Annotated in this window: 10 protein-coding genes and 1 pseudogene; 6 read left to right on the forward strand and 5 right to left on the reverse strand. The window is 75.4% G+C overall.

Annotated features, from left to right (window positions below):
* Positions 1–4: 4 nt before the first annotated feature.
* Entirely contained in the window at positions 5–745 is a 741-nt protein-coding gene (locus OG899_RS04895; protein WP_125495919.1) for a sirohydrochlorin chelatase, read from the forward strand.
* Between the two features lie 52 nt (positions 746–797).
* Here OG899_RS04895 and OG899_RS04900 read toward each other — a convergent pair whose 3' ends face one another.
* Positions 798–1817 (reverse strand): ketopantoate reductase family protein, encoded by a 1020-nt coding sequence (locus OG899_RS04900; RefSeq protein ID WP_406310918.1) that lies wholly within the window; start codon positions 1815–1817, stop codon positions 798–800.
* 556 nt (positions 1818–2373) lie between these two features.
* Here OG899_RS04900 and OG899_RS04905 point away from each other — a divergent pair.
* Complete coding sequence (locus tag OG899_RS04905; RefSeq protein WP_125495917.1) at positions 2374–3243, forward strand: phosphotransferase enzyme family protein; 870 nt, start codon at positions 2374–2376, stop codon at positions 3241–3243.
* 64 nt (positions 3244–3307) lie between these two features.
* Here OG899_RS04905 and OG899_RS04910 read toward each other — a convergent pair whose 3' ends face one another.
* Both OG899_RS04910 and OG899_RS04915 read right to left on the reverse strand, forming a co-directional pair.
* Complete coding sequence (locus OG899_RS04910; RefSeq protein WP_125495916.1) at positions 3308–4030, reverse strand: 3'-5' exonuclease; 723 nt, start codon at positions 4028–4030, stop codon at positions 3308–3310.
* Positions 4031–4157: 127 nt separating this feature from the next.
* Complete coding sequence (locus OG899_RS04915) at positions 4158–5396, reverse strand: SAV2148 family HEPN domain-containing protein (RefSeq protein ID WP_125495915.1); 1239 nt, start codon at positions 5394–5396, stop codon at positions 4158–4160.
* A gap of 313 nt (positions 5397–5709) precedes the next feature.
* Between OG899_RS04915 and OG899_RS04920 the strand changes: the two are divergent.
* From OG899_RS04920 to OG899_RS04930, 3 genes and pseudogenes are all read left to right on the forward strand, one after another.
* Positions 5710–7106, forward strand: a pseudogene (locus tag OG899_RS04920) (glycogen debranching protein); the annotation flags it as partial.
* 177 nt (positions 7107–7283) lie between these two features.
* On the forward strand, positions 7284–9650 hold the full coding sequence (treY, locus tag OG899_RS04925) for a malto-oligosyltrehalose synthase (RefSeq protein WP_168130878.1): 2367 nt from the start codon (positions 7284–7286) through the stop codon (positions 9648–9650).
* Positions 9651–9758: 108 nt separating this feature from the next.
* Positions 9759–11009 (forward strand): murein peptide amidase A, encoded by a 1251-nt coding sequence (locus OG899_RS04930; protein WP_168130877.1) that lies wholly within the window; start codon positions 9759–9761, stop codon positions 11007–11009.
* A gap of 39 nt (positions 11010–11048) precedes the next feature.
* On the opposite strand, the gene OG899_RS04935 is transcribed toward OG899_RS04930, so the two are convergent.
* Positions 11049–11519 (reverse strand): SSI family serine proteinase inhibitor, encoded by a 471-nt coding sequence (locus OG899_RS04935; protein WP_125495912.1) that lies wholly within the window; start codon positions 11517–11519, stop codon positions 11049–11051.
* Between the two features lie 258 nt (positions 11520–11777).
* Here OG899_RS04935 and treZ point away from each other — a divergent pair, with 258 nt between their 5' ends.
* On the forward strand, positions 11778–13532 hold the full coding sequence (gene treZ / locus OG899_RS04940) for a malto-oligosyltrehalose trehalohydrolase (RefSeq protein WP_125495911.1): 1755 nt from the start codon (positions 11778–11780) through the stop codon (positions 13530–13532).
* A 55-nt stretch (positions 13533–13587) separates the two neighbouring features.
* Here treZ and OG899_RS04945 read toward each other — a convergent pair whose 3' ends face one another.
* On the reverse strand, positions 13588–14550 hold the full coding sequence (locus OG899_RS04945) for an aminoglycoside phosphotransferase family protein (RefSeq protein WP_189427886.1): 963 nt from the start codon (positions 14548–14550) through the stop codon (positions 13588–13590).
* Positions 14551–14558: the final 8 nt, after the last annotated feature.

The raw sequence follows: 14558 nt of genomic DNA on the forward strand, positions 1-14558 counted from the left end.
GCCTGTGTCCCTCCAGCCCGTACTGCTGGTCGTCGCCCACGGCAGCCGCGATCCGCGGCACGCCGCGACGGTGCACACGCTGGTGCGCCGGGTGCGGGCGATGCGGCCCGGTCTCAGGGTGGAGACCGGCTTCTTGGACTTCAACGTGCCGTCCGTGCCGGGCGTGCTGGAGTCGCTGGCCGCCGAGGGGGTGCGGGAGGTGGTGGCGTTGCCGCTGCTGCTGACCCGCGCCTTCCACGCCAAGTCGGACATCCCGTCGGTGCTGCGCCGGGCCCCGGCCCGGCTGCGCGTCCGGCAGGCCGACGTCCTCGGTCCCTCTCCCCTGCTGACCCAGGCTCTGGAGCGGCGGCTGCACGAGGCCGGGCTGTCCCCGGCCGACAGGTCCTCGACCGGGGTGGTGCTGGCCTCGGCGGGATCCTCCGACCCGGAGGCGATCGCGGTGATCGCAGCCGTCGCGCGGGAGTGGCGGCACACCGGATGGTGCGCCGTGCGGCCCGCGTTCGCCTCCGCTTCTCTTCCCCGCACCGAGGACGCGGTGCGGGACCTGCGGGAACTGGGGTGCGCGAAGGTCGCCGTGGCGCCGTACGTGCTGGCTCCCGGCTTCCTGCCGGACCGTATCGCCCGGGGCGCGGCCGGTGCGGACGTCCTCGCCGATGTCCTCGGACCCGCGCCGGAGGTGGCGCGGGTGCTGCTTCAGCGGTACGACGCGGCCCGGCTGCCGCGGGTGGCGGCGGCCGGCGCCTGAGGCGGATCCTCCGCAGGCACGGCTCCGGACGCCCCGAGGGCGGCCGGACGGTTCAGGCCGCGGCCGCCCGGGCTTCCGCCTCGTCGGCCAGCCGCACCAGTTCGGCCACCGGCAGCGAGCCCGCGGCCCGGCGTTCCCGTGCGAAGGTGTTGGCGAGGCGCTGCAGCAGCTCGTTCAGCGGGGTGGCGACGCCGTGCAGCCGCCCCAGCAGCACGATCTCCCCGTTGAGGTGGTCGGCCTCGATGCTGCCGGTGCCGCGGCTGAGGGACTGCCAGGACGACCCGGCGCGCACCGTGCCGGGCAGCGGCACCTGCGTGCACTTGTCGCCACGTGCCTGCTTCTGTTCCTGATCCCCGGCGAACGCGATCCCCGCCGCGTGCAGCACCGCCTCGCCCTCGGCGCGCACCCTGGCGCAGAGCTCACGGGCGGCCTCGCTCTCCAGCGGACCGCTGACCGCCTCGATCGCGTTGGCGAGGTTGGTGAGCAGCTTGGCGTACTGCCAGCGCGCCACGTCCGCGACGACCGGGGCCTCGAAGGCGGACTGCTCCAGGTCGGCGGCGATGCGGTGCAGGGTGTCGTCGGTGCCGTGCGGGTACCGGCCGAGGTGCAGGATGCCGGTGAGCGGGCTGCCGGCGGCGGAGACGACACCGGGTTCGAGGTGGGTGGCGGGCAGCCAGACGCAGACGCCGTACACCCGGCGGAAACGGCGCAGCGCGATCCGTTGCCCCTCCACTCCGTTCTGCGCGCACAGCAGGGGCAGGCTCTCCGCGGCGGTCGTGCCGCCGGCGACCGGGGCGGGGCCCCACTGCGCGAGGGCCGCCTCGGCGTCCTGGGTCTTGACCGCCAGGATCAGGACGTCGTCGGCGCGCAGCTCGCCGAGTTCCTCGGGCCGCTCCACCGCGGGCAGACGGAACGTCAGGTCGCCGTCGGGAACCCTCAGCCGCAGCCCGTCGGCGCGCAGCGCCGCCAGATGGGCGCCGCGGGCGACCAGTACGACCTCGTGGCCGCTCTGCGCCAGCCGCCCTCCGACGACGCCGCCGACCGCTCCCGCCCCGATGATGATGTACCGCATGGGAGCAGCCTGACACGCCGGATGCGCCCCGGTCACCGGTTGGTCCTGTCTCTTCTCACACTCCGGACCCGTCGGCTCCGTGCGGCGGTGCCGGGGCCGGGGTCATGCGCCGGCCCCGGACGACGCCGGGCGCCGGCCGGGCAGTTCGGCCTCGATGAGGCCGGCGGCCCGGCGGGTCCGGTGATGCGATGAGCGCGGGCGACGAGTTCACGGACCATCTCCAGGCTGGGGCGGACATGGCCGTGGGCGGCGATGGAGGACATGGCGAGGTGCGCGGGAGGGGTTATGCCTTCGCCGCTGGACGAGACGATACGTATCGATCAATGCGATTCCCGGGCGCATGGTGGAGCCTCGTGAGCCCCGCGGAGCCGCGCCCCGTGCCGCCGCCCGTCCCCGTGACCGTGCGGTCCGGTGTCCGTGCCGTTCCGTGCCGGTGCCGTCCCCTGACCGCGACGGTCGGCCGATGGGCTCACCAGGGCGGATGCGACACTGGCCGTCGCGACGAGACAGCGGGCGCGTCCGGCACGGGGCGCACCGACGGACACGGAGGCGGAGGATGGACGAGGCGCGGGCGCGGGAGCTGCTGGCCCGGGCGGACGTGGTGCCCGGCCGGGCGGGCGAGGCACGGCTGATGGCGCTGGGCGAGAACGCGGTCTTCGCCGTCGGCGACGTCGTGGTCAAGGTGGGCCGCCGCGACGCCGACCTGGTGGAGCGGGCACGGCGCGAGCTGCGGATCGCCGGCTGGCTCGCCGAGGCCCAGGTGCCCGCGGTGCGCGCCGCCGAGTCGGAGCCGCTGGTGGTCGACGGGCACCCCGTCACCGTCTGGCACCGGCTGCCCGCCCCGGTCCGCCCCGCAGAACCTCGGGACCTGGCCGAGCTGCTGCGGATCGTCCACGCCCTGCCCGAGCCCGATGATGTCGTGCTGCCGCCGCGCGACCTGCTCAGCGGCGTGGAGCGCTGGCTGCGGCTCGCCGGCGACGCGATCGACCCGGCGGACGCGGCGTATCTGCGCGAGCGCCGCGACGGTTTCGCCGAGGCCGCCGCCCGGCTCACCCCGCATCTGCCGCGGGGCCCCATCCACGGCGACGCGCTGCCGCGCAATGTGCACATCGGTCCCGACGGGCCGGTCCTGGTGGACCTGGAGACCTTCTCCGCCGACCTGCGCGAGCACGACCTGGTGGTGATGGCCCTGTCCCGGGACCGCTACGGCCTGCCCGCCGAGGCCTACGACGCCTTCACCGAGACCTACGGCTGGGACGTGCGGGAGTGGGAGGGCTGCGCGGTGCTGCGCGGCGCCCGCGAGACCGCCAGCTGTGCCTGGGTGGCCCAGCACGCGCCGGGCAACCCCAAGGCGCTGGCGGAGTTCGAGCGCCGGGTGGCGTCCCTGCGCGACGGGGACCCCACGGTCCGCTGGTACCCCTTCTGATCCAGGTGATCCACGCCGGCGGCCCCGCCGTCCGGCCGGTCGCCGCGTCCCGCTCCCGGCCGGGTCAGACGCGCGTGCCCTCGGGTTCGCGCAGCGGCCAGGCGCCGTCCACCACCGCGTCCGCGTTCCCCTTGCGGCGCAGGAAGCTCTGGAAGTCCGCCGCCCAGGCGGCGTGCCACTCGATCTGACGGCGGTGCAGCTCCGCCGGGCCGAGGGCCGCCACCTTCGGGTGGCGGTCGGCTATCGCGCGGGCCAGCCGGGCCGCCGCGAGGGCGTCCGCGCCGGCGTCGTGGGCGGTGTCCAGCACGACGCCGTACTCCGCGCACACCGCCTCCAGGGTGCGCTTGCCGCGCCGGTAGCGGTCGACCCACCGGTCGATGGTGTACGGGTCGACGACGGGCGCGGGCGGCGCCCCGCCCAGGCGGTCGCCGAGCGACGGCAGGCCGTGCCGCCGCAGTTCGGCGGCGAGCAGGGTCAGGTCGAAGGAGGCGTTGTACGCCACGACCGGCACGCCCGCCGCCCAGTACCCGGTCAGCGCGTCCGCGACGGCGTCGGCGACCCGGTCCGCGGGCAGGCCCTCGGCGGCGGCCCGCTCGTCGCTGATGCCGTGCACGGCGGAGGCGTCCGGCGGGATCGGCACCCCCGGATCGGCCAGCCACTCCCGGCGGCCCGCGATCTCTCCGTCCCGGACCTCGACGACGGCGGCGGTGACGATACGCGCCTCGAACGGATCCGTCCCGGTCGTCTCCAGGTCGAAGCCGATCAGCAGCTCCCGGTGCCAGCCCATGGCGGCCCCCTTCTCGGTGGTGCTTCCCCCAGCGCTCCTCACGATCGCATGCGCCACTGACACTCCGGGGACCGCGTCCGCTTCCCGCAGGTCACGAACGGGGCGATGAGGGCTTTTCGCCGCCCTTTCAGGACACCGGCCGCGAATCCGCCCACATCAGCTCGAACTCCTCGCGGTAGGTGGCGAACAGCCCGCCCTCGTCGGCCTCGCCCGAGCGGACCACCCTGCTGCCGCCCCGCAGCACCAGCACCGGCGCCTCCATGCCCCGGCTGTGCCGCAGATAGGACTGCACCACCGCGACACCGTCGGAGCCGTCGCTGTCGACCAGATAGGCCGTCACGCGCGGGGTCTCGTCGTAGACCTGGATCTCGAAGGCGCCCGGGTCGCGCAGCCGGGAGCGCACCCGGCGCATGTGCAGGATGTTCATCTCCACCGAGCGGCTCAGCTCGCCCCGCTTGAGCCCGAGTTCCCGCTCACGCCGCTTGACGGCGCTGGAGGCCGGGTTCAGGAACAGCAGCCGCACCCGGCAGCCGGACTCGGCCAGCCGCACCAGGCGGCGGCCGGAGAAGTTCTGCACGAGCAGGTTCAGGCCGATGCCCATGGCGTCGAGCCGCCGGGCGCCGCCGAAGATGTCCTCGGCGGGGAACTGGCGCAGCAGCCGCACCCGGTCCGGGTGCACCGCGACCACGTCCGCGTACCGGTCGCCGACCAGGTCCTCCACCGCGTCGACCGGCAGCCGCCGGGCCGAGGGGACGTCGCCGCCGATGCCGAGGATCTCCAGCAGCCGTGCCGAGGCGCGCTCGGCCTGGGCGAGCACGGCCTCGGACAGGGCCCGGTTGCGGGAGACGACGTTGCGGGCGACCTCCAGCTCGTCCAGGGCCAGCTCCACCTCGCGGCGCTCCTCCAGGTACGGCTCGAAGCACGGCCAGTGCTGCACCATCAGCTCGCGCAGCTGGGGCAGCGTCAGGAAGCTGATGACGTTGTCGTCGGCCGGGTCGAGCAGATAGCCCTTGCGGCGGCTGACCTCGCGGACCGCCACGGCGCGCTGCACCCACTCCTGGCCGGCCGGGCCGGCGGCGGCGACCACCCAGTCGTCGCCGTGCACCGGCTCGTACACCGGCCGCAGCACCGCGGCCACGACGGCGCGCAGCCGCTGCTCGACCAGGTTCAGCCAGATGTAGGCCCGGCCGGCGCGCTGAGCGCGCGTGCGCACCTCGTGCCAGGCGTTGGCGTCCCAGTCCAGCTCCGGGCCGATCGCCCCGGCGTCCATCGGCCTGGCCAGGGACACCGCGCCGGGCGGGACGTCTGCGGAGTTCCCCTCGTGACCGCCGTCACCAGGGGGCAGCTCCAGGCCTCCCGAGCCCACCCGTGCACCGCCTTCCGATCCCCCGAGCCAACCCCGTCCCAACGATCAAGGAAGGGTACTCCGCGAGGGGCGCGCGGTGCAGCCGGATGAGCCTCTCCTTTCCCGACTTCCCCCGTCTGTGCGCCGGTTCTACGGCGTTCCCGGGCTCGGGACGTGAGATGATTCATAGCCGCGGCCGTCGTCACCTGCGGGTCACCGGGGGCCGTCCGGGTGCTCGTCGAACGGACGGCGACCACGTCTCCGGGGGCCTCACGCGACGACGCGAGGTCCGGACGCCGCCCCGGGCGCCGTGCTTCCTCAGAGAGTCGTGCCCATGCAGGTCCGGCCTGGAGAGGCGTACCCACTCGGCGCCACCTACGACGGCGCCGGCACCAATGTCGCGGTGTTCACCGAGGCCGCGGACCGCGTCGAGCTGTGTCTGCTGCACGACGACGGCACTCGGACGCGGGTGGAGCTGCGGGAGAGCGACGCGTTCCTCCGGGCACGCCTATGTGCCCGGGGTGATGCCGCATCAGCGCTACGGGTTCCGGGTGCACGGACCGTACACCCCGGAGCGCGGCCTGCGGTGCAATCCGGCGAAGCTGCTGCTCGATCCGTACGCCCGTGCGCTCAGCGGTCCGTCCGGTGGAACGAGGCGTGTACGGCCACCGCTTCGACGCCCCCGAGCGGCGCAACGACCTGGACCCGGCGTCCTGCACGATGACCTCCGTCGTGGTGCACCCGTACTTCGACTGGGGCGACGACCGGCCGCCGCGGCACGGCTACCTCGAGACGGTGATCCACGAGGCGCACGTCAAGGGCCTGCCGATGCTGCATCCGGACGTGCCGGAGGAGCTGCGCGGCACCGACGCGGCACTCGCCCACCCGGCGGTCGTCGACCGACCGCGGCCAGCAGGTGCTGGAGTTCAAGTCGGCGGTACGGGCGCTGCACCAGGCCGGCATCGAGGTCATCCCGGACGTGGTCTACAACCACACCGCCGAGGGCGACCACCTGGGTCCGACGCTGTCCTTCCGGGGCCCGGACAATCCGCGCTACCACCGGCTCGCCCACGACCCGCGCTCCTGCACGGACACCACGGGCACCGGCAACTCCCTGCTCATGCGCTCGCCCCCCGTACTGCAGCTGATCCTGGACTCGCTGCGCTACTGGGTCACCGAGATGCACGTCGACGGATTCCGCTTCGACCTCGCGGCGACGCAGGCCCGGCAGTTCCACGAGGTGGACCGGCTGTCGTCGTTCTTCGACCTGGTACAGCAGGACCCGGTGGTCTCCCGGGTGAAACGGATCGCCGAGCCGTGGGACCTGGGCGAAGGCGGCTACCAGGTGGGGAACTTCCCGCCGCTGTGGAGCGAGTGCAACGACACGTACCGCGACACCGTGCGCGACCTGTGGCGGGGCGAGCCGCGCACGCCGGCTCAGTTCGCCTCCCGGCTCACCGGCTCCTCCGACCTGTACCAGGACGACGGGCGGCGGCCGCTGGCCTCGGTCGACTTCGTCACCTGTCACGACGGCTTCACCCTGCACGACCTGGTCTCGTACGACGCCAAGCCTCTGGAGTTCCTGCGGGCGATGGCCGCTCTGCGCCGTGCCCACCCGGTCTTCCGGCGCCGCCGCTTCTTCCACGGCCGGCCCGTGGCGGCGCCCACGGCGAGCTGCCGGACATCGCCTGGTTCACCTCGCAGGGGCGGGTGATGACCCCGCAGGACTGGGCGTACGAGGGGTGCGGCGGCGCCGGCCGGCGCCCTGAGGCCGGGCGGCGGCCGGGGCGTCCGGTGCGGCGTCCCGCGACCGGTCGGCCCGTCCGGCATCCTCCGGCCGGGCACCCGGCGCGTCCCGTCCGGTGGCCCGGTGACACGACGCCGGGCCGGGCGGGTACGTAGCATTCCATGACATCCCAGACACCCGAGCACCCCGTCCCCGACGTGCCGACCGCCACCTACCGGCTGCAGCTGCAGCCCGCGTTCCCGTTCGCGGCCGCCGAGGCCGCCGTGCCCCACCTGGCCTCGCTCGGCGTGTCGCACCTGCACCTGTCCCCCGTCCTCGAGGCCGTGCCCGGCTCCCGGCACGGCTACGACGTCACCGACCACGCCCGGGTGCGCGACGAGCTCGGCGGCGAGGCGGGCCTGCGCGCCCTGTCCCGCACCGCGCGCGAGCACGGGCTCGGTCTGGTCGTGGACATCGTCCCCAACCACATGGCCCTGGCACCCCGGTACAACCGCGCCCTGTGGGAGGTGCTGCGGGAGGGTCCCGCGTCGCCGTACGCGCGCTGGTTCGACATCGACTGGGAGGCCCAGGACGGCAAGGTGCTGCTGCCGGTGCTCGGCGGGCCGGTGGGCCGGGAGCTGGCCGGCCTGAAGGTGGACGGCGACGTGCTGTGCTACCACGACCACGTCTTCCCGCTGCGCGAGGGCACCGAACGGCTGCCGATGCCCGCGCTGCTGCAGGCCCAGTGGTACCGGCCGGTGTGGTGGCGGCTGGCCCGCACCGAGCTGAACTACCGGCGCTTCTTCTCCGTCTCCGAGCTGATCGCGGTGCGGGTGGAGGACCCGGAGGTCTTCGAGGCCACCCACGGCACGATCCTGCGGCTGCTGCGCGAGGGCGTGATCGACGGTCTGCGCGTCGACCACCCCGACGGGCTGGCCGACCCGGACGGCTACCTCGCCCGGCTGCACGCGGCGACCGGCGGACGCTGGACGGTCGTGGAGAAGATCCTCGCCGACGGCGAGCGGCTGCCGCCCGGCTGGCCCGTGGCCGGCACCACCGGCTACGACGCGCTGCGCCACATCGACGGCCTGTTCACCGATCCGGACGGCGCCGCCGAACTCACCGCCTGCTACCGGCGTTTCGCCGCCCCGCGCGACGACCTCGGGGGCGACTGGGCGGCCACCGCGCGGCGCGCGGCCCGCGAGGTGATCGGGCACGAGCTGGCCGCCGAGACGGCCCGGCTGACCCGCGTGGCGAGCCGGCTGTGCACCGCCTCGCCCGACCCCGCGCTGCGCGACCGCGCGCCCTGGGCACTGCGCACCGCGCTGGAGGAGCTGCTGGTCCGCCTGGAGGTGTACCGCCCCTACGCCTCCACCGACGCGGCCGCCGTGCTCACCGAGGAGGCCGCCGCCGAGGCCCGGCGGGCCTTCACGGTGCCCGAGGAGGCCGAGGCGGTGGACGTGGTGCGCGACGTGCTGCTCGGCCGGGCCGGGGGCGACGCGCCCGGCGCCGTGGAGCTGCGCACCCGTTTCGCGCAGGCCGCCTCCGCGCTGCGGGCGAAGTCCGTGGAGGACACCGCCTACTACCGGTACGTGCCGCTGCTGTCGGCCTGCGAGGTCGGCGGCGACCCCGGACACCCGGCCGTGAGCCCGCGGGACTTCCACGCCCACTGTGCGCGCATCCAGCGCGACTGGCCGGCCACCGGCACGGTGGTGACCACCCACGACACCAAGCGCAGCGCCGATGTGCGGGCGGCGCTCGCGGTGCTGACCGAGTGTCCGCGGCGGTGGGCGCGGGTGCTGAGCGAGGTGGGCGGGCCGGCCGCGGACCTGCCGGACGCGCAGACGGCGTGGGCCGCCTGGCAGACGGTGTTCGGGCTGGGACAGGCCGAGCCCGGCCGGGTGACGCGGGCGCTGCTGAAGCACGTCAGGGAGGCGGGCCTGCACACCGGCTGGACCGAGCAGGACCCGGCGTACGAGGAGGCGGTGGAGCGTCACGTCGCCGACGGGCCGTGCGGGCCGCCGGGTGAGCGGATGGCCGCCTTCCGCGCCGCGCTGGAGCCGCACATCCGGGCCAATGTGCTGGGCGCGGCACTGCTCCACCTGACCATGCCGGGGGTCCCCGACCTCTACCAGGGCACGGAGAACGAGTACCGCGCCCTGGTGGACCCGGACAACCGGCACCCGGTGGACCTCCCGCCGGCCCGCGCCGACGCCAAGACCGCGGTGACGGCGGCCGCGCTGCGGCTGCGGGCGCGGCGGCCGGAGGCGTTCGGTCCCGGTGCCACCTACACCCCGCTGTACGCCGAGGGCCCGGCGGCCGCCCACTGCACGGCCTTCGCCCGCTCCGGACAGGTGGTCACCGCGGTGACCCGGCTGTCGCTGCGGCTGGCCGAGTCCGGCGGCTGGGGCGGGACGAGTCTTCGGCTGCCGGCGGGCCGGTGGGCCGACGTGCTGGCTCCGGGGCGCGCGTTCACCGGACGGGTGCCCCTTGTGGAGCTGTTCTCCCCGCTGCCGGTGGCTCTGCTGGAGCGCGTGACGCAGCCGTGAGGCGTCGCACCGGCCGGACGCCGGCCCGCGGGACTCGGCCGTTCTCCTTGACACCCGCCCCGGTCCGTGGGGTACTCGGGGTGCGAGGCCGGGCGGAGGAGTACGGGGGTGAGTCCCGTGCCGGAGCAGCGCTACTTCGGGGTTCCCGAGCTGGTCGCCGCTGCTCGCGCGCTGGCCGCGCACCGGCCCGGGCTGTGCACCCTGGACGTGGTCGGGGTCTCCCGCGGGGGTCGCCCGCTGCATCTGCTGTCCGTGGGGCACGCCCGGCGGGCGGTGCTGGTGGTGGCCGGTGCCCACGCCAACGAGCCGACCGGCGGGTCCACGCTGCTCTCCCTCGCCGACCGTGTGGTGCGCGACCGGCGGCTGCGCGAGGACAGCTCCTGGCACTTCCTGCTGTGCGCGGACCCGGACGGGGCGAGTCTGCACGTCACACCGGCGCCGCGCACCCTGTTCGACTACCACCTGGGGTTCTTCCGGCCCGCCGGGGACGAGCAGCCGGAGTGGTCGCCGTCGGTGCTCTCCCCCGACCGGCTGCCGCCGGAGACGCGCGCACTGCTCGGTGTCATCGACGCGGTGCGCCCCTATCTGCAGGTCACCCTGCACGGCACCGAACTGGGCGGCAGCTGGGTGCAGTTGACCCGTGACGTGCCGGGTCTGGCGGAGCCGTTCGGCAAATCCGCCGCGCAGTTGCGCATCCCGGTCGAGACGGGCGCCTGCGACGCGGCGGGCTGGCCGGCCTCCGGTCCCGGGGTGCGGGTGTTGCCGGAGCCCGGCACGGATCTGGCGTATCCGAGCATGCCCGACGACGCACGGCACTCCACCTGGTACCACGCGCACCGCTACGGCGGGCTGACCGCGGTGGTGGAGGTGCCGATGTGGGCGAGCGACCTGGTGGACGACCCGGCCCCGCACCCGGACCCGGCCGCGGCGATCCGGAAGCTGGCCGCCCGGCTGCTGCGGGACACCCGCCGGGTGGAGCTGGTGCTGGCCGAGGCACTGCCTCGGCTGCGGGACCGCGAGGGGCCCCTGCTGCGGGCGGCGCAGTGGGGGCTGCGGCTGGCGCCGGGCCTGGCCTCGGACTGGGTGCACACCCCGCCCGCCGACACCACGATGGCGTACGTGGGCAGTGTGGAGGCCTTCGGCCGCCGGCTGCCGCTGCGGGCGGCGGCGATGCTGCTGCGGGTGCTGCGGCAGGCCGACGACCCGGCGGCTGTGGGCCTGGAGCGGCTCGTGGCGGCCTGGTGTGCGGCGTTCGCCGGGCGTTTCCGGGCCCGCTGGGTGCCCGTGGAGCACCAGGTGGAGCATCAGAGCCGGACGGTGCTGGCGGCGGCGCGGTACGCCCGCGAGCTGTCGGGCTGAGGGGCCGCCGGGCGCTCACTCGTCCAGGGTGCCGGGCGCTCACTCGTCCAGGGCGAAGATCTCACCCGTGCGGGCACGCATCACGCAGGCGTTGGCGAAGGTCTGCGTGTAGGTGACCGTCCGCCCCTGCCACTGGCCCTCGGCCCGTGCGGTCACGGGCGCGTAGATCATCGCGCAGAGCGCGTCGCGGCGCGGGATGGCGGTGAGGTCGCCGGACACGGAACGCAACTGGTCGCAGGCCTGCGCGGCGTGGGGGTGGCCCTGGGGCGGGTCGCAGCGCAGCAGTGTGCCGCGGGTGTCGCCGGCGCGGGCGTCGCCGCGGGTGACCGTGACGTAGAGCCAGTCGTTCCCCTCGCCGGTGCCTGCCTGGGCGGCGGGGGCCGGGGCCGGGTCCGGGTCCGTCACGGCGCGGGCCGCCGGGGCGGAGGCCGCGCAGGCGAGGAGCAGGGCCGCCACCGTGGTCGTCACACGTCGCGGCCGGGTCGTCGACGCCGAGGTGTCATGGGTCATGTGGGATTTATCGCCCCGTTGCCCGTCCGGCTCCACCCGGACTCGTCCGAACGGCAGCACCCTCCGGGGTACGGTCCCCGCCGGGAGGGCTGGGCGAGCGCCGCGGACGCCGTCCGGGTGATCACCGGTGTGTGCTCCGCGCGGAAGGGCACGGAAGGGGACCGGGGGATCGAGGAGTGACGTTCGTCGGCCGGAGGCTCGCCGGTCGGGGACGATGGACGCACTGGGTCACCGTGGGCGAACGAAGGGGAACCGTCCGTGCAGTTCGAGGTGTGGGCACCGCAGGCAGGCCGGGTGACGCTCGTGTGCGACGGCGCCCGGCACGCGTTGGAACCCGATCCGCAGCGCCCGGGCTGGTGGACCGGGGAGGCCGCCGCGCAGGACGGCTCGCGCTACGGCTTCGCGCTGGACGACGGGCCGGTGCTGCCCGATCCGCGGTCGCGCCGTCAGCCGGACGGCCCGGACGGGCCGAGCGCGGTCGTCGACCACTCCCGGTACACCTGGCGCAGCTCCGGCTGGGCGGGGCGACCGCTGCCGGGCGCGGTGGTGTACGAGCTGCACGTGGGCACCTTCACCCGCGAGGGCACCTTCGACGCGGCCGCCGAGCGGCTGGAGCACGTGGCGGACCTGGGCGTCACCCATGTGGAGCTGATGCCGGTGTGTCCCTTCCCGGGCCGGCACGGCTGGGGGTACGAGGGGGTGTCGCTGTGGGCGGTGCACGAGCCGTACGGCGGGCCGCTCGGGCTGAAGCGGTTCGTGGACCGGGCGCACGAGCTGGGTCTGGGCGTGGTGCTGGACGTGGTGCACAACCACCTCGGCCCGTCGGGCAATCATCTGCCGCGTTTCGGGCCGTACTTCACCGACACCCACCACACTCCGTGGGGCCCGGCCGTCAATCTGGACGCACGCGGCTCGGACGAGGTGCGCGACTTCCTCGTCGGCAGCGCACTGGCCTGGCTGCGCGACTACCGGATCGACGGGCTGCGCCTGGACGCGGTGCACGCGCTGGTGGACACACGGGCCCGGCACTTCCTGGAGGAGCTGTCCGCGGCGGTGGACGCCCTGGCCGAACGTCTGGGCAGGCCGCTGTTCCTGATCGCCGAGTCGGACCGGAACGACCCGCGGCTGATCACCCCGCGCGCCGAGGGCGGCCTCGGCGTGCACGCCCAGTGGAACGACGACTTCCACCACGCCCTGCACACCGCCCTGACCGGCGAGTCGCAGGGCTACTACGCCGACTTCGCGCGCGCCCCGCTCGCCGCGCTGGCCAAGACCCTCACCGGCGGCTTCTTCCACGACGGCACGTACTCCAGCTTCCGGGGACGGCGGCACGGCCGGCCGCTGGACCGCACCCGGGTGCCCGCGCACCGGCTGCTCGGCTACGCCCAGACCCACGACCAGATCGGCAACCGGGCCCGGGGCGAGCGGCTGTCGCTGCTGCTGAAGGACTCCCCCGGGCTGCTGGCGTGCGCGGCCGTGCTGACGCTGACCGCGCCGTTCACGCCGATGCTGTTCATGGGCGAGGAGTGGGCGGCGGGCACGCCGTGGCAGTTCTTCACCGACCACACCGATCCGGAGCTGGCGGAGGCGGTGCGGCAGGGCCGGCGCCGGGAGTTCGCCGCGCACGGCTGGCCGGCCGAGGAGGTGCCCGACCCGCAGGATGCGGCCACCCGGGAACGGTCCTGCCTGGACTTCTCCGAGCGGGAGCGCGAGCCGCACGCCCGGATGCTGCGGTGGTACCGGCGGCTGATCGCCCTGCGGCACGAACAGCCGGACCTCACCGACCCCGATCTCGCCGACACCCGGGTCGCCTACGACGAGCAGGCCCGCTGGCTGGCGTTCCGGCGCGGGGACGTGCGGGTGGCGGTGAATCTCGGCGCGGGTCCGGCGGCGGTTCCGCTCGGCTCCCGCCCGGCCCGGGTGCTCGCCGCGTGGGACCCGGTGCAGCCGCCCGGCGCGGACGGGCTGCTGCGTCTGCCCGGGCAGTCCTGCGCGGTGCTGCTGCAGCCCTGACCGGGCCGGGCGGGACGGTGGCCGTCGGCCGTCCGGGCCGACGGTGGGCCGGCGGTCAGGCGTCCTCGGCCCCGCCGTCCGTGCGGAAGTCGGCGACCCGTTCCATCAGGATCGCCTCCCAGGCGCGGCGCAGCTGGGTGCGCAGCAGCGGCACAGGTGTGTCGCCGCGGCCCTGGATCCGGTCCGCGAGGCGGACGACGGTCTCGCAGCGGGCCAGCCACAGGCCGCGCAGGCAGGTGCGGGCGCCGTACCCGGCGAGCGTCGCGGCACGCACGGCCGGCGGGGCGCCGACGGCGACGGCGAGCCCCGCGATGTCCTCGGCGGGGTCGCCGACCACCGCGTCGGTCCAGTCCAGCACGCCCCGGACCCGGCCGTCGGTGCTCACCAGCACGTGCTCTCCCCGCAGGGCGTGGTGGACCAGGACGGCGGTGCCGTGCTGCGCGGTGAGCTGGGCCGCGGCGGGCGCGGTGAGCTGGGCGAGGCGGGCCGGGTCGAACTCGTCGGCCTTGCCGAGCGTCTCGGCGGCGTGCACGGCCATGCGGCGCAGCGCCTCCAGGGAGCGGGGCGCCAGCCGGGGCACCCCGAGGGCCTCGGCCTGGCGGACGGGCACCTGACGCAGCCCGGCGAGCAGGCCGGCCAGGTCGTCCTCGCCCACCGCGGACACGTCGTGCTGGTCGGCGGTGCCGCCGGGGATCCGGGTGTCCAGGGTGCAGGTCAGGCCGGGCGCCCATTCGCCGTGCGCGACCGCCGACGGCACGGCGACCGGGAGGTGGGGGCGGACCAGGTCGCGCAGCCGCAGCTCGCGGCGGCGGCGCAGGGAGGCGTCCCGGTCGGCGGCCAGGCGCAGCACATGGCGGGTGCCGACCCACCAGGAACAGGAGTGTCCGCCGCCCGCGTCGACGGGCCGGACCTCGGGTGCGGCCGGATCCGTGCTCGTCGTGCTGGTGCCGGCCTGCTGCAGCAGGGTGCGGGCGAGCCGGCGGACGCTGTCCGCGGTGGGGGTCGGTGCCTGGGTCATCGGTGCGC

It is taken from the genome of Streptomyces thermoviolaceus, assembly GCF_045209695.1.
GTDB classification, from domain to species: domain Bacteria; phylum Actinomycetota; class Actinomycetes; order Streptomycetales; family Streptomycetaceae; genus Streptomyces; species Streptomyces thermoviolaceus.

Excerpts from the sequence above, each read along its gene's own strand:
- OG899_RS04945 (WP_189427886.1), bottom strand. The coding sequence starts at position 14,550 with ATGACCCAGGCACCGACCCCCACCGCGGACAGCGTCCGCCGGCTCGCC.
- OG899_RS04910 (WP_125495916.1), bottom strand. The coding sequence starts at position 4,030 with ATGGGCTGGCACCGGGAGCTGCTGATCGGCTTCGACCTGGAGACGACC.
- OG899_RS04900 (WP_406310918.1), bottom strand. The coding sequence starts at position 1,817 with ATGCGGTACATCATCATCGGGGCGGGAGCGGTCGGCGGCGTCGTCGGA.
- OG899_RS04905 (WP_125495917.1), top strand. The coding sequence starts at position 2,374 with ATGGACGAGGCGCGGGCGCGGGAGCTGCTGGCCCGGGCGGACGTGGTG.
- OG899_RS04935 (WP_125495912.1), bottom strand. The coding sequence starts at position 11,519 with ATGACCCATGACACCTCGGCGTCGACGACCCGGCCGCGACGTGTGACG.
- treY (WP_168130878.1), top strand. The coding sequence starts at position 7,284 with ATGACATCCCAGACACCCGAGCACCCCGTCCCCGACGTGCCGACCGCC.